The sequence below is a fragment of the Streptomyces sp. NPDC051582 genome (assembly GCF_040681715.1).
Lineage (GTDB): Bacteria > Actinomycetota > Actinomycetes > Streptomycetales > Streptomycetaceae > Streptomyces.
This window is the reverse complement of sequence record NZ_JBFAZJ010000062.1, coordinates 1-19,434: the sequence shown is the minus strand read 5'-3', so window position 1 is coordinate 19,434 and position 19,434 is coordinate 1. Positions and strand designations below refer to the sequence as shown.

At 72.9% G+C, this 19,434-nt stretch carries 13 protein-coding genes and 1 pseudogene; 4 read left to right on the top strand and 10 right to left on the bottom strand.

The window, feature by feature from the left end; all coding sequences use genetic code 11:
- Positions 1 to 89 precede the first annotated feature (89 nt).
- A complete protein-coding gene (locus tag AB0M92_RS38150; protein ID WP_366106978.1) occupies positions 90 to 1,211 on the bottom strand; it encodes a nucleotide disphospho-sugar-binding domain-containing protein in 1,122 nt (373 codons plus the stop codon).
- 183 nt (positions 1,212 to 1,394) lie between these two features.
- Positions 1,395 to 2,171, bottom strand: coding sequence for a DUF2071 domain-containing protein (locus AB0M92_RS38145; protein WP_366106977.1), 777 nt, complete (start codon positions 2,169 to 2,171; stop codon positions 1,395 to 1,397).
- A gap of 97 nt (positions 2,172 to 2,268) precedes the next feature.
- Between AB0M92_RS38145 and AB0M92_RS38140 the strand changes: the two genes are divergently transcribed.
- Positions 2,269 to 3,312, top strand: coding sequence for a S66 peptidase family protein (locus AB0M92_RS38140; RefSeq protein ID WP_366106976.1), 1,044 nt, complete (start codon positions 2,269 to 2,271; stop codon positions 3,310 to 3,312).
- Between the two features lie 91 nt (positions 3,313 to 3,403).
- Here the strand turns inward: AB0M92_RS38140 and AB0M92_RS38135 are convergent, their stop codons facing one another.
- Both AB0M92_RS38135 and AB0M92_RS38130 read right to left on the bottom strand, forming a co-directional pair.
- Positions 3,404 to 4,039 carry a VOC family protein gene (locus tag AB0M92_RS38135; RefSeq protein ID WP_366106975.1) on the bottom strand — a complete coding sequence of 212 codons (636 nt, stop codon included), beginning with the start codon at positions 4,037 to 4,039 and terminating at the stop codon, positions 3,404 to 3,406.
- A gap of 95 nt (positions 4,040 to 4,134) precedes the next feature.
- Positions 4,135 to 4,770: a hypothetical protein gene (locus AB0M92_RS38130; protein WP_366106974.1), complete on the bottom strand. Its 636-nt coding sequence runs from the start codon at positions 4,768 to 4,770 to the stop codon at positions 4,135 to 4,137.
- Between the two features lie 381 nt (positions 4,771 to 5,151).
- Here AB0M92_RS38130 and AB0M92_RS38125 point away from each other — a divergent pair, with 381 nt between their 5' ends.
- Positions 5,152 to 5,811, top strand: coding sequence for a hypothetical protein (locus tag AB0M92_RS38125; RefSeq protein ID WP_366106973.1), 660 nt, complete (start codon positions 5,152 to 5,154; stop codon positions 5,809 to 5,811).
- Between the two features lie 9 nt (positions 5,812 to 5,820).
- On the opposite strand, the gene AB0M92_RS38120 is transcribed toward AB0M92_RS38125, so the two are convergent.
- Positions 5,821 to 7,359: an MFS transporter gene (locus AB0M92_RS38120; RefSeq protein ID WP_366106979.1), complete on the bottom strand. Its 1,539-nt coding sequence runs from the start codon at positions 7,357 to 7,359 to the stop codon at positions 5,821 to 5,823.
- Between the two features lie 196 nt (positions 7,360 to 7,555).
- Positions 7,556 to 10,750: a S8 family serine peptidase gene (locus tag AB0M92_RS38115; RefSeq protein WP_366106972.1), complete on the bottom strand. Its 3,195-nt coding sequence runs from the start codon at positions 10,748 to 10,750 to the stop codon at positions 7,556 to 7,558.
- A gap of 449 nt (positions 10,751 to 11,199) precedes the next feature.
- On the opposite strand from AB0M92_RS38115, the gene AB0M92_RS38110 reads away from it, so the two are divergent.
- Positions 11,200 to 11,817 (top strand): TOPRIM nucleotidyl transferase/hydrolase domain-containing protein, encoded by a 618-nt coding sequence (locus AB0M92_RS38110; protein WP_366106971.1) that lies wholly within the window; start codon positions 11,200 to 11,202, stop codon positions 11,815 to 11,817.
- A 72-nt stretch (positions 11,818 to 11,889) separates the two neighbouring features.
- Here the strand turns inward: AB0M92_RS38110 and AB0M92_RS38105 are convergent, their stop codons facing one another.
- Together AB0M92_RS38105 and AB0M92_RS38100 are read right to left on the bottom strand one after the other, a co-directional pair.
- Positions 11,890 to 12,894 carry a HEAT repeat domain-containing protein gene (locus AB0M92_RS38105; RefSeq protein ID WP_366106970.1) on the bottom strand — a complete coding sequence of 335 codons (1,005 nt, stop codon included), beginning with the start codon at positions 12,892 to 12,894 and terminating at the stop codon, positions 11,890 to 11,892.
- 3 nt (positions 12,895 to 12,897) lie between these two features.
- Positions 12,898 to 13,641, bottom strand: a complete 744-nt coding sequence (locus AB0M92_RS38100) for a HEAT repeat domain-containing protein (RefSeq protein ID WP_366106969.1) — start codon at positions 13,639 to 13,641, stop codon at positions 12,898 to 12,900.
- Positions 13,642 to 13,773: 132 nt separating this feature from the next.
- On the opposite strand from AB0M92_RS38100, the gene AB0M92_RS38095 reads away from it, so the two are divergent.
- Positions 13,774 to 15,096 carry an NAD(P)/FAD-dependent oxidoreductase gene (locus AB0M92_RS38095; RefSeq protein ID WP_366106968.1) on the top strand — a complete coding sequence of 441 codons (1,323 nt, stop codon included), beginning with the start codon at positions 13,774 to 13,776 and terminating at the stop codon, positions 15,094 to 15,096.
- 66 nt (positions 15,097 to 15,162) lie between these two features.
- Here AB0M92_RS38095 and AB0M92_RS38090 read toward each other — a convergent pair whose 3' ends face one another.
- Both AB0M92_RS38090 and AB0M92_RS38085 read right to left on the bottom strand, forming a co-directional pair.
- On the bottom strand, positions 15,163 to 18,255 hold the full coding sequence (locus AB0M92_RS38090; protein WP_366106967.1) for a glycoside hydrolase family 3 N-terminal domain-containing protein: 3,093 nt from the start codon (positions 18,253 to 18,255) through the stop codon (positions 15,163 to 15,165).
- A 181-nt stretch (positions 18,256 to 18,436) separates the two neighbouring features.
- A pseudogene (locus AB0M92_RS38085) lies at positions 18,437 to 19,316 on the bottom strand (hypothetical protein); the annotation flags it as partial.
- Positions 19,317 to 19,434: the final 118 nt, after the last annotated feature.

Sequence of the window (19,434 nt, the reverse complement as noted above, 5' to 3'; positions counted from 1 at the left end):
GCGCGAACCCCCGCTCTGCCGCGGGCGAACACCGCAATCTGAAACAGGGGACGCCTCACGTGGCGACCCACGACCTCAAAACCAGGTCACTAGGAGGCGGCCAGGGCCTCCAGGGCGGGGACCGTCTCGGCGGGGGTGGGCAGGGCCTCGTTCTCCGCCCGGAGGCGGACGGCGCCCTCGCGCAGGGCCTGGTCGGTGACGAGGCGGGTCAGGAGCGCGCCGTCGACTTCGTCGGAGGCGGAGCGCAGGGCGGCGCCGGTCGCGGTGAGGGCGTCGGCGTTGGCGAAGTGGTCGGCGCCCTGGGGCAGCAGGAGCTGGGGCAGTCCGGCCTGCAGGGCGGTGAGCAGGGTGCCGGAGCCGCCGTGGTGGATCAGCGCGTCGGAGGTGGTCAGCAGCTCGGCGAGCGGCACCCAGGGCAGCGGACGGACGTTGTCCGGGAGGGTGCCGAGCGCGGTGAGGTCGGCGTCGCCGACGGCGAGCAGGAACTCGGCGTCCACCGAGGCGGCGGCTTCGGTCAGGCGCACGATGGCGCGGACGCCGTCCAACTCGGTGAGGACGGTGCCCAGGGTGATGGCGACGCGGGGCCGGTCGCCGCGGCGGAGCAGCGCGGCGGGAACGGTGCCGCCGCCGTTGTACGGGACGTAGCGCATCCGCAGACCGCCCGCGTCGCCGCCGAGCGAGGCGGGGACGATGTTCAGGGCGGTGGGCTCGGCCGGGCCGGACACCCCGTACGTCTCGTACGCCTCGGTGAAGTTGGCGGCCAGCCGGCCGACCATGTCGAGGCCGGAGGTGACACCGAAGTTCTGGATCACCGACGGGATCTTCAGCTTCGCCGCGACCAGCGGGGCGGAGGCCTGGAACGAGTCGTAGACCAGCAGATCGGCGCCCCAGTTCCCGGCGACCTCCAACAGGCCGTCCACCGTGGGGCGGGAGATCATCGCGAATCCGCGGGCCGCCCTGTCCAATATCTGGTCCTGCGACATGTCGGGGGCGACGTACCGCATCTGCTCGTCGGAGGACTGCTCCATCACGTCGCGGATGGTGCGGCCGTCGCCGATCTCGACGATCGCGAAGCCCGCCTCACGGAGCCGGTCGAGCGGCTGCGAACCCGCGAACAACACCTCGTGGCCGGCGGCGCGTAAGGCCTGCGCGGTCGGAATCATCGGGAAGAGGTGCCCGGCCGCAGCCGGACCGGTGAAGAGTATGCGCACAGCCGTTCTCCTTGCCCGTTATGACAGTCGGAGACAAGCCGTACGAGCCCGCCCCCGGTTCCCCTCAGTGAACTGGGTGCGAGGTCCGCCGTGTTCCCCGAAAGGGGGTCGATAATCGGACGTTCTCGAACCGGCCAAACCGGGCGGCTCCGCCCACCCGCGCACCCGAGCGGGTGGGCGAGTTCACCGCGGCGGTTGCGACACTGCACCCGGGCGGGCCGGCGGGGTGAAGCGGACGGGGACTCCCGGGGAGTAGAGGACGCTCACGGGCGGTCCTGCCGGCGTCGGCAGGCCGGCCGCGGTGACCAGGTCTTCGCGGCAGTCGAGGAGTTCGGCGCGGTGCAGGGGCCAGCGCGGGTGGATGTTCGGGAGGTAGAGCGGTCGGCCGAACGCCTGGGTGTGCATGCCCCACCGGGCGGTCAGGAAGTGTTCCAGGGCGGTCGGCTCCGCGAGCCGCTCGCCGATGCGCACGCAGATCCGGCTGCGCGCGCCGCGCGGGCCGGGCAGGCGCCGGCTGCTGGTGTAGGTGACGGTGTCGCCGTCGTGGTGGATCCTCATCCGCGACCACACGTACGGCAGGCGGAACACGGCGCGTCCGACGGCCACCGGGATGAGCCGGGAGGCGTCCAGCGAGCGGAAGACCACCCCGCGCCGGCCCTGGGCGTCGACCGAGTAGAGACGGACATTGGTCTCCGGGAAGGATCCCAGGTAGGGGACGCCGGGCAGGCGGAACCAGCCGACCTCGTGCATGCGGAACGCCACCAGGCCGACGTACGTGACCCCGTCCAGCACGTCGGGCACCGTACCCGCGGGCAGCAGCGGGGCGACGTCGGCGGGATCGGCGGCCCAGTGCACGAAGGCCAGGTCCAGCCACGACTGGGTGAGCAGCGGGCGGTCCGTGGTGAACGGCGGATCGGCCGAGATCGGCTCGGGAACGGCGGCGGACGGCGGCGGACGCATGGGTGCGAGTATGGCCGAAGCGCCCGGGCCGCCGCCGCCCGGCCCGATCCGCGAAACCCGCTGTGGGGACGGGGCCGTCGGTTCCTAAGATCATCCGATGACGACTCCCCTTTATCCCGCGAAGCCCCGTCCCGGCGACCGGGTCGCGGTGCTGTCCCCCTCGTCCGGTCTGCCCGGTCTCCTCCCCCTGCCCCACGAACTGGGGCTCCGCAGACTCCGGGACGACTTCGGGTTGAAGACGGTGGAGTACCCGACGACCCGCACGATGGGCTCGACCCCCGAGGCACGCGCCGCGGACATCCACGCGGCCTTCGCGGACCCCGACATCAAGGCGGTGATCTCCAGCATCGGCGGCGACGACCAGCTGACCGTCCTGCCCCACCTCGATCGCGACCTCCTGCGGGCCCACCCCAAGCCGTTCTTCGGCTACAGCGACAACACCAACCTGCTGCTGTTCCTGCGCAACGCGGGCATCGTCGGGTACCACGGCGGCTCGGTGATGGTCGAGCTCGGGCGGCCCGGCGCGCTGAACCCGCTGACCGAGGCCTCACTGAGGGCGGCGCTGTTCACCTCCGGCGAGTACGAGCTCACCCCGGCCGTCGCCTTCGGGGACGTCAACCGGCCCTGGGAGGACCCCCGTACCTTCGAGTCCGAACCCGAGATGGAGCCCGGCGGCGGCTGGATCTGGCACAACGGCGACCGCGCGGTCGAAGGGATCGGCTGGGGCGGCAACCTGGAGATCATTTCCTGGCTGCTGATGGCGGACCGTGCCGTCCTGCCCGCCGACGCCTACGCGGGCAACGTGCTGTTCCTGGAGACGTCCGAGGACATGCCGAGGGCCGAGGAGGTCTACTGGATCCTGCGCGGCATGGGCGAGCGCGGGCTGCTGCGGCAGTTCCCCGCGCTCCTGATGGGCAGGGCCAAGGCCTGGTCGTTCGAGAAGCCGTTGAACGCCCGGGAGAGGGAGCGCTTCCGCCTGCAACAGCGCGAGGCGGTCCTGCGCGCCCTCGGCCAGTACGCCCCCGACACCATGGTGGTGTTCGACGTCGACCTGGGCCACACCGACCCCCAGCTCGTGGTACCCGTCGGAGGGCGCGTCCGGGTGGACGGCCCGGCCCGCCGGATCACCGTCACCTATTGAGGTGCGTCCGGTTCGGGGCGGACGGAGGTGCCCCGGGCCGGGGCCGGCCGTCCTGCCCGTCGGGTGTGCCCTGAGTGGACCTCGGCCCTGGTCAGATCGTCACCGGGCCTTTGGCGGTGGCGAACTCGACCGAGACCAGGCCCGGTTCCTCGTCCTCGGCCCAGGTGACGTCGATCTGGTCGAGGGGGTGATCGGCCGGTTCGCCGAGGAATTCGGCGATGGAGGCGGCGTCGCCGGCGATGGAGACCCCGTGGATGGTGGTGGAGGTGCGCGGGTCGGCGCTCGGGCGTTGCTCGTCGGGGACCAGCCACTGGAGGAAGTAGGGCAGTTGTGGGTCCTCCAGCAGTTCCAGCAGGCCGATCTGCTTCCATCTCAGGTCGAACCCGTCGGGGCGGACACGGTGGCCCTCGGCCGAGGTGCGGCCGAGGCGGGCCTCGACCGGGGCGATGTCGTCGACGGAGACCACCCAGCCTAGCCAGCCGCCGCCCTCGGCGGCGCGGCGCGCGACCGCCCGGCCGAAGGGCGCGCGGTCGGCGGCGGGGTGGTCGAGTGTGGTGACGACCTCGACGTAGGTGCCGCCGCTCAGCGGGAGGATGAAATTGCGGGTCCCGAACCGCGGGTGCACGCCCCCGTCGACGAACCCGGCGCCGAGGGCCGATCCGATCCACTGGACGGTCGAGACGAAGCTGTCGCGGGCCACCGCGTAGGACACGTGGTCAAGTCGCACTGCGGCATCATCACCCGACGACCCGCACAAATCCCGACGCCACGCCCACCGCCCCGGCTGCGTCCGCCGTGTCGGTACGACGCGCACCAGGTGCGCTACTTGTTCATGCAGTTCTGGCGGAACGCTTCGTCGTAGGCGGTGTCGTAGCCGACCGCGTAGCCGTTCTGGTAGGCGAGGATCAGCGCGTCGGGCGTCTTCGGCGGGATCAGGCGGGCGTGGGTGCGTGCTGTGACGCATGCCTTGCCCTCGTCCCGGCCCCAGGTCTCGCCGGCGGCCTGACCGGCGGTGGCCATGCTCTGCTGGGTCTGCGCCGGGGGCTTGGGCGCCGGCGGCTTGGGTGCCTGCGGCTGGTTCATGGCGGCGCACGCGGCCTTGCTGGCGGCCGCCGACTTGGCGTACGACTGGTTGTAGCCGTACGTGTAGCCCTCGGCCTTGCCCTGCACGAAGGGGCTGGGGTTCGGCGGGATCAGCGGGGGAAGGGTCTTGCGGCAGATGGGCGGCCTGCCGTCGCGGTAGCCCGAGCTCGAACCCTGGAGATAGCCTTCCCGGCACCCCACGTGGTACGGGTCGTTGCCCTGGGTCAGACCGTGGCAGATCGACGGCAGGGCCGCCGAAGCCGACGCCGAAGCCGACGGACGGGCGGCGGCCGGAACGACGGCCACCAACACCAGCGCGGGTACGGACAGCAGTGCCAGCGGGGCGAGCGCCCGCCGTCGGAAGTGGCGGGTCATGGTCATCCTCCCGGACGGGTGGGTCCGGCCCCGGGCGGTCTACCGGGCGCACGGCCACACGGGTGGAGTCCCTGGGCCCGCCCGCGGGCGGCCGGCGGCACGCCGGAGCCCCTTGATGGGCTGGTCCTTCACCGGGCCCGTACGCGGGCGTCCGGTGCAGCCTGGGGTGAGCGCAGGACGTACACCTCCACTTTATTCCCCGCCACCGCCACCCGCCCGTCCTGCCAGCAGGACGGCCGGCCGGCCGAAGGCGATCGCGGCAACGCGGCGGAAGCGGCCCGGGACGCGCCGACGTGAGATGGTCCCGCTCCGGCCCGGGCGGGACATACTGGATCACGCGGCCACCGTACGGCTCACAGCGGACCCGAAGGCACAGGCGGCATGCGCGAACTCACCTTCACGGCTTCGAGGAGACTCACGGCCGGGGGCGTCCTCTGGGCCTCCCTCGTCCAGATCTTCGTGGTGAACAACGCCATCGTGCTGCCCCGTGCTTCGAGCCAGAACCTGGTGGACCACATCATCTCGGCGCTCGGCGTGACCCGGTGCGGTCGCGTCGGAGGCTTCCGGTTCTGCTCTCCGTGGCACGAGGCGGCCGACATCGCCTGGATCGTGGGAGGGTTCTGCCTCATCCTCGGCGCGGTCCTGAGCGCCGTGGTCCTGCCCCCGGACCGCCTCCGGAACCTGACGTTCGGCGTCCTGGGCGCCAGCGGAGCGGGGCTCGTGTCGACCGGCTTCAATCCGTACAACCTCCGGCCGGCCGTGCACCTGCTGTCCGCCGGTACGTGCTTCTTCTGCGGGGCCGTGGGCGTACTGCTGCTGGGAGCCATGGTCCGGCCGGCGCACCCGTACTGGGGCACGGCGGGGATCCTGTGCGGGGTCACGTCCATCGTCTCGGCCGTCCTCACGGCGCTCAGGCCGGACCCCTACGTCCAAGGCCTGTTCGAGCGCATCGCGGCGTGGCCCAGCGTCGTATGGGTGATCTGCTTCGGGGCGTACATCGCCGTCCGCGCCAGGCGGGCAGCCCACGGCCGCCGCCCGTGACGCGCGGGTTCAAGGGCGGGTTCCCTCCTGTGCCGCCTCTTCCGCCTCCGTGGCATCGCCCGTCACCCGCGTCCCCGGGTGCAGCAGGGTGCACAGCCACGCCAGGCCCAGCGCGATGGCCATCCCGTAGAACACCCACTGGTTGGCCCGGGCGAAATCCATGTGGACGGCCTCGAAGGAGTTCCGCATCAGCGTGGCGGCCGGCCCGTCGCCGGTCGGCGCGCGGTCGTCCGGGTGGCCGATGACCGATTCCGCGATGGCGCGGGCCGCACCCGGCACTTCCTCCTGCGGCAGGCCCTTCGCCGTGAGCGTCTGCGCGACGCTGCTGGTCGTGACGTGGGTGAGGAGCGTGCCGAAGACCGCCATTCCCAGGGCTCCCGCGTAATTGCGCACGGTCTGCGTGATGCCGGTGACCTCCCCGTACGAAGCGCCGATCGCCCGGTTCACGGCGTCGGTGGAGGCCGGGGAGAGGACGAGGCCCATGCCCGCGCCGGCGATGCAGGCGTACGGCCACTGGTCATGGGCCGACAGGTCCGTCAGTTTCCACGCCCACAGGGCGAATCCCGCGCACCCGAGGGCGGTGCCGAGCTTCATCGTGGGCCGGGCGCCGTGCTTGTCCAGGATCCGGCCGCCCCATTGTGCCGAGAGGCCGAACCCGGCGAAGAAGTACAGCACGTAGAGCGCGGCCTGGTGGGGCGAGGCGCTGAGCGAGGTCTGCGCGTACACCGACGCGAAGAACAGCACGGGGACGAACGCCAGCATCGAGAAGAAGAGCACGAGGGTGTCGGCCGTGAAGGCCCGGTCGCGGAAGACGCGCAGCTTGATGAGCGGCTCGTCGGTGCGCAGTTCGTACCGGCAGAAGAGAGCGAGGACGAGGAGTCCCCCCACGATGCACGCCCAGGTGGCGGGGCTGGTCCAGCCCCAGGTGGACGACTGCTGGATCCCGAAGACGTTCAGCGCCATGCCGGTGGCGACGAGTACGGCGCCCGGCGCGTCGAGGCGTTCGCGCTTGCGGGCGTCGGGAATGTGCGCGCGGGCGGTCAGGACGAGCGCGGCGACGGCCACGGGGACGTTGATCCAGAAGATGGCCCGCCAGGTCCAGGAGGTCAGCCAGCCGCCGAGCAGCGGCCCGAGGGCGGTGAGCGCCCCGGCGAGCACGAAGAACAGGGCAAGGGCCCGGCCGCGTTTGTCGACGGGCACCACGGAAACGACCACGGCGAGGGCGGCGGGGAACACCAGCGCCGCGCCCACTCCCTGGGCGGCGCGGAAGATGACGAGCCAGCTCTGGGCGAAGTCTCCCGAGGGCACGGAGCCGCACAGCACGGAGGAGACGACGAACAGCAGCGTGCCCGCCACCACCACGCGGCGGTGCCCGAGGACGTCGGCGAGGCGCCCGCCGAGCGCGAAGCAGGCGGCGAGCGCGAGCAGGTACGCGTTGACCACGCGTTGCATTCCGGAGGACGAGAGGCCGAGCTCCTCGACGATGCTGGGGGCGGCGATGCTGACGATCGTCTGGTCCACGAAGATCATCGCGACGGCGAAGAGCATGGCCGCGAGGGCGAGGACCTGCTGCGGCGCCTTCCCACTCCCTCTGTCCCGCACAACCCTCATCCTCCCCGCCGGAGATCCGTTGCGCACGCCGGTGGGGCACGGCGATGCCGCGCCGTGACGGGCGGAGGTCCCCCGGACGGGTGTGCGGGGGACCTCCGCGGACGGGGCGGCCGGTGGGCCGCACCCGGGCGGGTCAGTGGGCGGCGAGCCGGTAGGCGTTCGTGATCGTCTCCTGCGCGGTGTTGCCGCCCCTGTCCTTCAGGTTCACGCGGAAGGACACGGCCGTGGCCGTCGCGGGGTGCCGCACGCTCACCGAGCGGGCCCCCCTCGCGTCCGTCCTCACCGTGAGCGGCTTCCAGGTCGCGCCGTCGTCGTACGAGACCTCGACGCTCAGCGCGGCCACCTGACCGGGCGCCGCGGCCGCTCCGCCCAACACCAGCGGCACGTTCAGCGTGCCGCCCGCCGGGGCGGTCCCGCTCAGGCTCAGGTCCGGCGAGAGGCGTACGGTCGACAGGGGCAGCCGGACCGGTTCGTCGCCGGACGGGCGGGCCGAGGTGAACGTCCAGACCGCGGCGACCTTCGTACTGGTGGAAGTGTCCTCGGCGGAGCGGCTCGCCTCCATGCTCAGCCGGTACGGTGCGGAGGCGGCCGGAACCTCGGCGCTCAGCCAGTCGTTGGCCTGGCCCTCGGCGATGACCCGGCCGCCGGATTCCAGCCGGGCGTAGCCCTCTGTGGTCACGGACGAGCCCGAATGGCCGGCGCCGTCGTTGAACAGCTGGACCCTGGAGTTGACGTAGTCGCCGCTCCGGTCGGCGGCCTGGTCGTTCCCGGCCTCCAGATCGGGCCCGACCACGCCGGTGTTGAAGACCAGCGTCCGGCGTGCGGCCGGCTTGTAGGCCACCGGCCCCTCGGAGTAGATCATGCGTTCCTCGCCTTGGGCGTTGACCTGCGAGGCGCTCCAGGACCAGCGCACGCCGGTGGTGCTCACGTACTGGGTGGCGCTCAGCGGCACGTCCTGGTCGACCGGGTCCCACACACCGGCGCCGAAGCCTTCCGCGTCGGTCGGGGTCACCCGGATCCGGCCCTTCGCCCCGGTGACCGACGCGCCGAATCCGAGCTTCACTTCGGCCACCTCCGCCCGGGTGACGGTGCGCTTGATGCCGGTGAACCAGCTGCCCGTACGGTGGAAGGCGAGCCGGTAGTCCGTCTTCTCCCCCGCCTCGCCGGGCTTCTTCCACACCCCGTTGTACTGGGAGCGCAGATCGGCGCCGGCCGGGCCCAGTGCGGCGGTGAGGATCTGCGTCTGCCCGTCGGTGAACCAGACGTTGCCCACCCTCGCGGCCCCGTCCTGGTATCCGACGGTGGCGCTGACCAGCCGTGCGGCCGGATCCGGGGCGGTGATGGCGAACGGCTTCGCCGTGCGGAAGTCGAGCGTGATCGTGGCCTTCGCGGTCAGTTTCACCACCGGCTGCACGAAGATGGCCAGCCGGTCGTCCGAACCGTAGACGAAGCTCTCCAGCTGGTAGTCGCCCTTGGGCAGCCGCCGCGTGACGACGCCGGTCGGGTTGTTCGGGAAGTCGAAGCGCTCGCGGGTGTCCGTGCCCGTGCTGGTGACCGTCGCGTAGAAGGACAGCGGGTTGGGCCCGGTGCCGCCCGTGTGCCGCAGGGTGAGGTCGTACGACTCCACCTCGCGCTCGACGACGAGGCCGGTCCGCACCGACTGGCCCTCTCCGGCGGCCAGCACGGTGCCGCCGAACGCCCCGTCGACCGTGCCCGGGCGGGTGTCCGCGGTGACGGTGGTCTGCGCGCTGCCGCCCGCGGGGACGGTGAGCTCGGCGTCCTCGACCGTGAACATCCCGGCCGGAGCCGGGTTGCCCGCCGGATCGGTGCCGGTCGCGCTCAGCCGCAGCGTGACGGGCTCGCTTCCGTAGTTGCGGTAGGTGAGCGTCTTCGCGACCGGCTCGTCATCGGCGTGCGGCCAGGACCGCGTACCGAAGGAGAGGGCTCCGGGTTCGGAGACGACCGCGGCGGTCACCGCCCGTTCCAGGTCGATCCGGCCCGCGCCCTGCTGGAAGGCGTTGAGCGCCGGGTCGGGCTCGGCCGATCCGGTCAGCAGTGCCTTGACCTGGGCGCCGCTCCACGTCGGGTGCTGCTGGAGGAGCAGGGCGGCGGCGCCCGCGGCGTGCGGGGTGGCCATCGAGGTGCCGCTCATGGTGACGTAGCCGTTGCCCGGCGGGATGTCCGGGTTCTGCGTGGTCTGGGCGGCGGTGATGTCGACGCCCGGGGCGGTCACGTCCGGCTTCGACGCCCCGTCGGCCGTCGGGCCGCGGCTGGAGAAGTCGGCGAGCCGGTCCTGCTTGTCCACCGCGCCGACCGCCAGCGCCGCGGGGGCGCTGCCGGGAGAGCGGATCGTACCGGCCTTGTCGCCCTCGTTGCCCGCGCAGGCCACGAAGAGTGCCTTGTCGGAGAGCCTGGCGACGGCTTCCTCCATCGGGTCGACCCCCGGGGAGTCGGGGGCCCCGAGGCTCATGTTGACGATCTGCGCTCCCTGGTCGACCGCCCACTGCATACCGCTGACGATGCTCGATTCGGAGCCGAAGCCGTCGTCGTCCAACACCTTGCCGTCCAGGATCCGCACGCCGGGCGCCACGCCCTTGTAGACGCCGCCCGATCGGGCGCCCGACCCGGCGATGGTGGACGCCACGTGCGTACCGTGCCCGGCGACGTCCCCGGAGTCGGGCGAGGCGCTGAAGTTGTGCTGCGCCGTCTCCAGGCCCTTGAGGTCCGGGTGGGTCTCGTCGACGCCCGTGTCCAGGACCGCCACCTTGATGCCCTTGCCGGTGTAGCCGGCGGCCCACATGGCGGGCGCGCCGATCTGCGGCACGCTCTTGTCGAGGGCCGTGCGCACCCTGCCGTCCAGCCACAGGCGGGCGATGGGCGCCGCGGGAGGGGCGCCTGCCGTACGGGCCGCGGAGGTACGGCCGGTGACCGCCGACCACAGGGCCGCGGTGGCGGCCTTGGGCGCCTGGAAGGCCTCGCCGCCGACGGCGGGCAGCGGGCGGCGCTCGCGCGCGATCCCGGCGAGTGCGTCGGGGGTGGTGGCGAAGGCCCCCAGCGCGGCGCCGTCCCGCCGGTAGCCGACGATCAGGGGCAGGGTGTCGCGGTGCGCGTCGTCGTAGCCGTCCCTGACCAGCTGGGCGACGTCGAACAGCCGCCGGTCGAGGATGCCTTCGCCGATCATGGCGAGGCCGTCCTGCGGGATGACGTACGTGTGCTCCGCCTCGGTCCGCACCGAGAAGACGATCCCCTCCCGGCCTTCGCCGCGCAGGAGTTGGCTGACGCGGCCGTCGCCGCCGACGACGACGCGGTCGCCGGTGATCAGCGTCACGGTCGCCGGTGCCTTCGCGGACGTCCTGGCCGGCGTGGCGGCCGACGGCTCGGCCGATGTCCGCCCCCCGTCCGGTGCGGTGGTGCTCGCGGCCCGCGCCGGCTGGATGCCGGCCGATACCGCCCCCGTGATCAGTGTCCCGACCACTCCGGCGGCCAGTGCCGCCGTTCTCGCCCTCGAAACGATTCCCACCCGTGCTCCCCCAACTTCGCGCGCGTCCCGGTGTGTTCGCCCGTACCACGCTTCCCGGTGGCGTCCGGTTCGCGACGGACACGAGAGGAACGGCGTTCTCCCGCGAAATACAACCGTGGTGGTAGGGAGACGCCCACCCTGGTGGGAGGCGGACGCCCACCCTGGTGGGAGGAGCCCGGCCGGGATCAGCGGGAGGCGCCGATCGCGCGCTGAAATATCACGTGTCGTACCGGGCGCCGGAGGTGCAGACTCGGCCCATGGTGGACATGGGGGCGTTCCGGGACGCGGTCGGCGGCTGGGCCGCGGGCGGTCCCGGCGGACCGGCGGGCGATCTGGCGGTACGACTGGGATTGCGGACGGCGGTACTGCTGGAAGGGCTGAGCGACCTCGCGGCCGTCGAGGCGCTCGCGGCACGGCGGGGCCGCGACCTCGCCGCCGAAGGGGTGGGCGTCGTGTCGATGGGCGGGGCGATGAACGTCGGCCGCTACGCGGGCCTCCTCGGCCCGCCCGGCCTCGGCCTGCGCCTGACGGGGCTGTGCGACGAGAGGGAGCGGCCGTACTACGAGCGCGGTCTGGAGCGGGCCGGGGCGGGGGGCGGGGAGTTCTTCGTGTGCGCCGCGGACTTGGAGGACGAGTTCATCCGCGCGCTCGGCACGGCGGCGGTCGAGGAGATCATCCGGGTCGAGGGCGACGTGCGGGCCTGGCAGACCTTCCTGCGGCAGCCCGCGCAGCACGGCCGGCCCCGGCAACAGCAGTTGCGGCGCTTCCTCGGCACGAAGAAGGGACGCAAGATCCGCTACGGCCGCCTCCTGGTGGAGAACCTCGGCCCCGGACAGGTCCCGGCTCCGCTCGAAAACCTGCTCGTGAGCCTGTGACCGCGGGCTGCCAGGGGAGGGTCCCGGCCGTGGGAGACGGTGGCCGGGGCGACGGCGTAACGGGGGCCGGGATCAGCGGGTGTCGCGCAGGGTGAGGACGTACGCCGCCGTCAGGGCGACGGCGGGGTCTTCGTCACGGGCCAGGTCCGCGAGGGCGCGGGTGGCCGTGGCGCCCGGGATGTCCGCGAGTGCCTGCGTCAGCCGTCGGCGCACGGGCGGGGCGGCCGGGCCGTGAGGGAGGCGGGCCGCGAGCTCGCCCGCGATCCGGTCGGCCAGTGCGGGACGGTTCGCCAGCGCGCTCAGCGCGTCGGCCGCGTCGACGTCGTTCCTCCCCTCGACGATCATGTCGATGAGGGCGGGGACCGCGTCGGCGCCCCCCTGTGCTCCCAGTGCCAGGGCCGCCTGCCCCCGGACCGTGGCGTCCTGGCTCGCGAGGGCGGTGCGCAGGAGGGCGATCGCCGCCTCGCCCGGGATCTCGGCGATCGCCCGGACGGCCCGTTCCCGTACCTCGGGCCCCGCCGAGGCCAGTCCCTGCGCCAGCAGTTCCAGCGCCCCTTCGCCCGATCGGGCCACGGCCCAGCGAAGGGCTCCGGCGACGTTCGGATCCGTCTCGCCGAGTGCCGCCTCGACGAGCGCCTCCACCGGGAGCGGCGACGTGTCGGCCGATGCCAGCGCCGCGCGCTGGCGTTGGCCGGGGCTGTCCGAGCCCAGCGCCTGCAGGAGCGCGACGGTCTGGAGCACCTCCTCCCACCCGGCGGGTTCGGCGGCGCCGATCCGGCGCAGTCGCGCGAGGAGCGCCGTCTCGGCGGTGATGCGTTCCTGCGTGGCCCGAACGAGGTCGTCCACGAGTTCCGAGGGGCGGAAGCCCGGGTCGTCCAGGGCCCGTGCGACATCGCGCAGCGACAGGCCCAGGGAGCGCAGGCTCTCGATGTGGAAGATCCGCCGGATGTCCTCGCCGGAGTACTCCCGGTACCCGGAGCCGGTGCGTCCCGTCGGACTCACCAGGCCGAGCGATTCGTAGTGCCGGAGCATGCGGGCGCTGACCCCGGACCGCCCGGCCACCTCACCGATCAACACCGATTACGCTCCTCCTGGCTGGTCCTGCAGGGCCGCGACGCGCTTGGCCTCCTCGATCGCGTACTCGAATCCGGATTCCGGATCGCGCAACAGCCTCTGCGTGGCCATCGCATGATGACGTACGCGCGGGTCGGGATCCGACGTCGCGGGGCCCAGGGCCGGCACCGCGGCCGCCTCGCCGAGGGCGATCAGCGCCCGGCTCAGGCTCAGCTGCGTCTCGCGCCCGCCGCGGCCCAGCTGCGCCGCCAGCGCTGCGGCCAACCGGGGCTCCTCGCCGTCGGGTACGAGCACGACCGCGGCCCGCCAGGCGCTGCGGGCCACCTCGTCGTCGGCGTCGGACAAGAGGGCCGCCGTGACCGCCGGCCATGCCCGCCCGTCGCCGATCTTGGACAGGGTGTGCAGTGCCTGGCTCCTCGCCTGCGCCCCCTCGGACCGGAGCTCGGCGACGAGCGGCGGCACCGTCGAGGACGGCGCGTGCCGGGTGAGCGCCCACGTCAGCATCTCGCGCACGGAGAAGTCGGGCTCGACCGCGCACCGCTCGACGAGCTGCTCGACGGACCGCGGGTCCGGGGTCGAACCGATCGCCAGCGCCGCGCGCAGCCGTACCGACGGACGGGCGTCGTCCAGCGCGTCGCGAGCGCCCCTCGTCTGCGCGCCCGTGTCCGTTTCCCTGCCCGTGTCCGTTTCCCTGCCCGTGTCCGTTTCCGTGTCCGTGCTCATGCTCGTGTCCTGGTCCGCCGTGGTCATCGGAACCACCTCCTCGGCCCCAGTGAAGACCTTGTCATCGTGTCAAGGTCAAATGTGTCCAAGCCGTCGGGATCACGGCTCCCTACCATTGGTCATGTGCCTGACAGCACCACCGAAGGGAGCAATCAGCGCATGACCAAGCCTGGGAGCGCGGGACGCGACGCGGGACACGACGCGGGGTACGACTACGACGTCGCCGTCTGCGGAGCCAGTCTCGCCGGCAGCGCCGCGGCGATCCTGCTCGCCCGCAGCGGCGTCCGCGTCGCACTGCTGGAACGCCGCTCGGACCCCGACGCCTACAAGGTGCTCTGCACCCACTCGGTCACGGCCAACGCCTACCCGGTGCTGGACGAGCTCGGCCTCGTCCCGGCCCTGGAGAAGGCCGGAGCGGTCCGGAACCACGCCCGCTGGTACACCCGTTGGGGATGGATCGCGCCGAGGGCCTCCGCGGCGGGCCCCGAGCTGCCGTACGCGTACAACGTCCGGCGCAGCGTCCTCGACCCGCTGATCCGGTCGCGTGCGGAGCAGACCCCCGGCGTGGACCTGCTCCTCGGTCACCACGTGACCGGGCTGGTCCGCGGAGCCGGTGGCCGAACCGTGGGGCTCCGCGCGTCGACACCGCAGGGCGAGCGCGAGATCCGGGCCCGTCTGGTGGTCGGCGCCGACGGCAAGGACTCGGCCGTCGCGAAGCTGGCCGGGGTGGCGGAGCGGCAGTACGAGAACACGCGCTTCGGGTATCTCGCGCACTTCCGCAACCTTCCGCTGCACGGCGGGATCGGTCAGACGTGGTTCCTCGAACCCGACATGGCGTACGCGTTCCCGAACGACGACGGGGTCACGGTCCTCGCGGTGCTCCCGGACAAGAAGCGGCTGCCTGCCTTCCGGGAGGACGTGGAGGAGAGCTTCCACGCGTTCGTACGGGCACTGCCCGAGGCGCCCCCCATCGACTCCGCCGAACGCATCACCAAGATCATCGGAACGGTCAACTACCCGCTGCACAGCCGCAAGCCGACCGCTCCGGGCATCGCGCTCATCGGCGATGCCGCCCTGACCGGCGATCCCCTGTGGGGCGTCGGGTGCGGGTGGGCCCTGGAGTCCGCGCAGTGGCTGACGGAGGCGGTCGCCACGGCCGCGGCCGGTCGCGGAGACCTCGACAGGTCGCTCGCGGCGTACGCGCGCAAGCACCGGCGCCGGCTGCGCGGTCACCAGTTCATGGCCGTCGACTTCGCCAAAGCCCGCCCGTTCAACCCCGTGGAGCGGCTGGTGTTCTCGGCGGCGGCGCGCGATGAGTCGGTGGCGCGGCACATGCACCTCTTCGCCCAACGCCTCATAGGTCCGCTGCGGTTCCTGAACCCCGTGATGCTGGCCAAGGCCTCGGCCGTCAACATCAGGCACCGCGGAGCGAGTGCGTCTGCGTCCGCGTCCGCGCCCCCGTACGGTGCGGACGGTCGCTGAGCCGCCGACGGACACCTCGCTCCCGTGGCCGGAGCCCCCGCAGCCGGACGCGGGGGCTCCGGCGCACTACCGGGCCGCGGCGCGGAAGGCCGTGGTCAAGTCGGCCACCGCCCCCGTCAGGTCGCCGGTCAGCAGCAGGTGGTCCGCCTCGGCGAAGGGTTTGGCCGAGGCCTGTGTGAAGCGTCCGCCGATCCGCTGCGCCGCGATGGCCCGGGCCCGGTCCGCCACCGCACGGCCGGCCTCCGATTCGGCCCCGGTCGTGCGCTCGACCGCCGCTGCGGCGATCGCCAGGGCGCGCAGGGCCGGCTCGCCGCCCCGCGCGGGCGCCCCGAGCGTGGTCAGCCCCCAGCCGTACGGGAACTGCGGATCGTACGCCGCGTCTCCCACGTTGATCGGCAGCTGCGCCTGCGACCTCGGCCAGCTGACCGGGAGCCGGCCGGTGAACGCCCGCTTGCCGTACAGCACGTCCGCGACCCCGTCGCCCTCGGTGCCCGGGAGCCAGGAGGCGACCAGCGCGCCCATCCGGTCGAGCCGGTCGCCGACGAGCTGGGGGCGCCCGGAGACCACGAGCACCGCGCACCGCATCGCCGCGCAGACCCGGTCCACGGCCGCCTCGTCGGCCGCGGCGAGTTCGAGGTCGTGGCCGTTGCCCACGTCACCCACGCCCTCCGCGTAGGGGGTCTCGCCGACGACCACCACGCCGACGTCGTACCCGGCCGTCGGCGCGCTCGCGTCCTTGGAGTACGTGATCGATTCCGGCGAGGCGGCGACCTTGCGCATGCCCTCCAGGATCGTGGTGCCCACCGTGTTGCGCCCCGACGAGCCCTGCCAGCTCACCGTCCAGCCGCCCGTCTGGTTGCCCAGGTCGTCCGCGTTGGATCCGGCGACGTACACCTTCTGCGAGGGCTTCAGCGGCAGCAGGCCGCCCTCGTTCTTCAAGAGGACCTGGGACTTGGCCGCCGCCTCGCGCGCCACCGCCCGGTGGTCGGCCGAGCCGACCGCCGGGAGGCCGGAGCGGTCGGCGTACGGCTTCTCGAACAGGCCCAGCCGGAACTTCTGTTCCAGGATCCGCGCCACGGCGTCGTCGATCCGCGCCTGCGGGATCCGGCCCGCGGCCGCCTCGCCGAGCAGCGTGCGGTGGAAGTCCCGGTACGCGCTCGGCACCATGATCATGTCGAGGCCGGCGTTCACCGAGGTCCGGACGTCGCTCGCGTAGTCGCCGGGGATCTGGTCGATGGCCTGCCAGTCACTGACGACGAAGCCCTTGAAGCCCATCCGGTCCTTGAGCACGCCGTTGATCAGTTCCGCGCTGGCGTGCATCTTCACCGGGCCGGCGCCGTCGTCCGTGAAGTCCACCGAGGAATAGGAGGGCATGACCGTCCCCACTCCGCGCTTGACCGCTTCCCGGAACGGCGCCAGGTGCACCGCCTCCAGCTCCTGCCGGGTGACCCGGGTGACGCCCTGGTCGATGGTGTAGGAGCCCGTGGTGGAGGAGCCGTACGCGGTGCCGCCGTCGCCCACGTAGTGCTTGGCCGTGGTCAGCACCTTGTCCGGGCGGTCCAGGTCCCGGCCGTCCGGCGCGCCCTGCATGCCCCGGATCACCGTCTCCATGGCGGTGACCAGCGCAGGGTCCTCGCCGAAGGCCTCGTACGAGCGGCCCCAGCGCTCGTCGCGGGTCACGCACAGGCAGGGGGCGAAGTCCCAGGGGACGCCCGTCGCCCGGACCTCGGCGGCGGTCACCGCGCCGGTCCGCTCGGCCAGCTTCGGGTCTCGGGAGGAGCCCAGGCCGATGTTGTGCGGCATGATCGTGGACCCGACGAGGTTGTTGTGGCCGTGCACGGCGTCCACGCCGTAGACCAGCGGGATCTGGAGGCGGGCCGCCCTGGTGCGCAGCTGGTAGCCGTCCACCATGTCGGCCCACGCCGCGGGGGTGTTGGGGTTGGGGACGGAGCCGCCGCCGGACAGGAGCGAGCCCAGGCCGTACGCCGCGATGTCGCCCGGAGCCCCCAGCGCATTGCGCTCGGCCTGGGTCATCTGACCGGCCTTCTCCGCCGGGGTCATGCGGGCGAGCAGGTCCGCGACCCGTTGTTTCACCGGCAGCTTCGGATCGAGGTAGGGGAGCCCGTGCGCGTCGATCACGACGAGGGGGTCCTCGGCGGGCGGCCGGGCTCCGGTCACGGTCAGCTTCAGCGGTACGGTCTCGGCGGTTTCGCCGTCGCGGTCCCTGGCCGTGGTGACGGTGACGGTGCGGGAGGCGCCGGAGGGGGTCCCGGCGGGGAAGGTGAGCGTGCCGCTCACCGGCTCGTAGTCGGCTCCCGGTGTCGCGGTGCCTCCCTCGGTGGAGTAGCCGACGGTCACCGGCTCGGTGAGCGCTCCGGAGCCGGTCGTGGCCACGGAGACGCGTACGTCGGCCGAGCCGCCTTCCTTCACAGGGTGAACGGTCGTATCGGTGGTGACCCTGGTCTGCACGACCGGGTCGGCCACCCCGTACACCTCCACCCCGTCGAGCATGAACTCGCCCGCACGGCCCACCGGGAAGGTGAAGGCGTAGCCCCACATCTCGGTCAGGCCGAGCACCTGGTCGATGCCGCCGACCGGCTGGTAGTCGGTGCGGTACTCGAAGCGGGAGAACGGGATCTCGACGAGGTGCCAGCCCTCCCAGTCGTCCGTGAAGGAGGTCGTCCACAGCTCGGAGGCCTCGCCGTTGGCCCCGCCGTCCTTGAGCTCGAAGTGGATCCGGGGGCCCGAACCGGGCGGCAGCGGCGCGGTGTTCTGCCCGTACCACCAGAAGCGGATGCCGCCGCGGGCGCTCCAGTCGTGGGCGGGCCGGTCGAAGGCGAAGTCGTGGGTGTAGCCGCCCCAGCCGCTGATGTCGTAGCTGCCGTGCAGGACCTTCGTGCCCTCGGGGGCGTCGGCGCGCTCCCGCAGCTCCAGCCGGGGCTGGTCGTCGGCGTCGGCGCCCCAGGTGAAGAGGCCTTCGGCGGGCGGTCCGGCGAAGGGGATCTCGCCCTCGAAACGGTCGACCGCCGTCGGGGGCGGCGGTTCCCCGGCGGCGGCCGTGGCCTGTGCGAGCGGGAGGAGTGCGGCGAGCACGCCGGCCACGCCCAGCAGGGCGGTTCTGAGCCGACGCCGGGCCGGTGTCACGCGTGCGGTGTTCACAGTGCGCCTCCGAGGTCTACACCACCGGGCAAGACACCGCGTGAGTCAACTGAACCGCCTTGCCGTCGTCAAGACTTCACGACAGGACTGGCCGAATGCCGCCCGGCCCGGAGGAAGTTCGCCTGCTTGCGTTCGGCTCCTGAACCTGCACGCGGACCTCCACAACCGGCGGAGCGGAGGCTCAGGGAGTGGGGTCGGGCCAGGGAACGTCAATGGCCACCGGGGCGGTGTAGTCGATGCCGGGCACGGAGAATCCGTAGAGGCGCCGGACCTCGGCGCCGAACCAGTCGAGGTCGGCCAGGTCGGCGACGGTGGCCGTGGTGGCGGTCTCCCAGCGCTCGGCGACGGCCGCCTGCACCGCGTCCGTGAGTTCCCACGTGTCCAGGCGGACCCGGCCCTCGTCGTCCAGGTCGAGCGGGGCCGCTCCGGTGAGCTGGTCCCACAGGACGGCGAGCTGCCGGATCGGCGGGACGAGGCCGTCGCCGAGGACGCCGCGCAACAGGCCGGTGTACAGGGCGATGCCGGGGATGGCGGTGGAGGACTGGGTGACGGCGGCGCCGTTGACGGAGGTCACGGCCCGTCCGCCCACCGTCTTGCCGAGCCGCTCGTTCAGGGTGCGGGCGGTGGTCTCCAGGTGGGCCTTGGCCGCCCCGATGGTGCCCTGCCGGTAGATCGCCGCCGTGAGCGACGAACCGATGTACGACAGCGCGGCGGTGGCGAACCCCTCGGCGAGCAGGCCCCGCCCGGCGAGGTGGTCGATCCAGCGTTCCCGGTCCGCGCCGCCCATCACGGCGACGGTCTGCTCCACGTCGTCGCCCTCGGCGGGCCCGGTCTCGACCTCGCGGACCTCGGGAACGCCCTGGTCGTCGAAGACCAGGGTCTTGGTGCGGTCCGGCCGGCCGATCGGCTTGAGGACGGAGGCGTACGTGGTCCCGGTCGCGGGGTCGGTGCGCCGGGGCGCGGCCACCGGCGCGCTTGAGTCCGGCGAGCGTGGCCGCGAGGCCGTATCCGGCGGAGGAACCGATGACGAGCGCCACCGGCGGCCCGTCGCCCTCCGGTACGCCGGCGGGGGCGAGGCCGGGGTCGGCCGGGGTATGCGAAAGACGCTCGGCCGGTGATCGGGCCGAGCGTCTTTCGTGCGCGCTGCGTGCTGCGTGCTGCGTGCTGCGTGCTGCGTGC

What these genes read in the sequence shown, in the direction of transcription:
- AB0M92_RS38145 (WP_366106977.1), bottom strand. Translation starts at nt 2,171, where the DNA reads ATGCGTCCGCCGCCGTCCGCCGCCGTTCCCGAGCCGATCTCGGCCGAT.
- AB0M92_RS38140 (WP_366106976.1), top strand. Translation starts at nt 2,269, where the DNA reads ATGACGACTCCCCTTTATCCCGCGAAGCCCCGTCCCGGCGACCGGGTC.
- AB0M92_RS38130 (WP_366106974.1), bottom strand. Translation starts at nt 4,770, where the DNA reads ATGACCCGCCACTTCCGACGGCGGGCGCTCGCCCCGCTGGCACTGCTG.
- AB0M92_RS38125 (WP_366106973.1), top strand. Translation starts at nt 5,152, where the DNA reads ATGCGCGAACTCACCTTCACGGCTTCGAGGAGACTCACGGCCGGGGGC.
- AB0M92_RS38120 (WP_366106979.1), bottom strand. Translation starts at nt 7,359, where the DNA reads ATGCTCTTCGCCGTCGCGATGATCTTCGTGGACCAGACGATCGTCAGC.
- AB0M92_RS38110 (WP_366106971.1), top strand. Translation starts at nt 11,200, where the DNA reads ATGGTGGACATGGGGGCGTTCCGGGACGCGGTCGGCGGCTGGGCCGCG.
- AB0M92_RS38100 (WP_366106969.1), bottom strand. Translation starts at nt 13,641, where the DNA reads ATGACCACGGCGGACCAGGACACGAGCATGAGCACGGACACGGAAACG.
- AB0M92_RS38095 (WP_366106968.1), top strand. Translation starts at nt 13,774, where the DNA reads ATGACCAAGCCTGGGAGCGCGGGACGCGACGCGGGACACGACGCGGGG.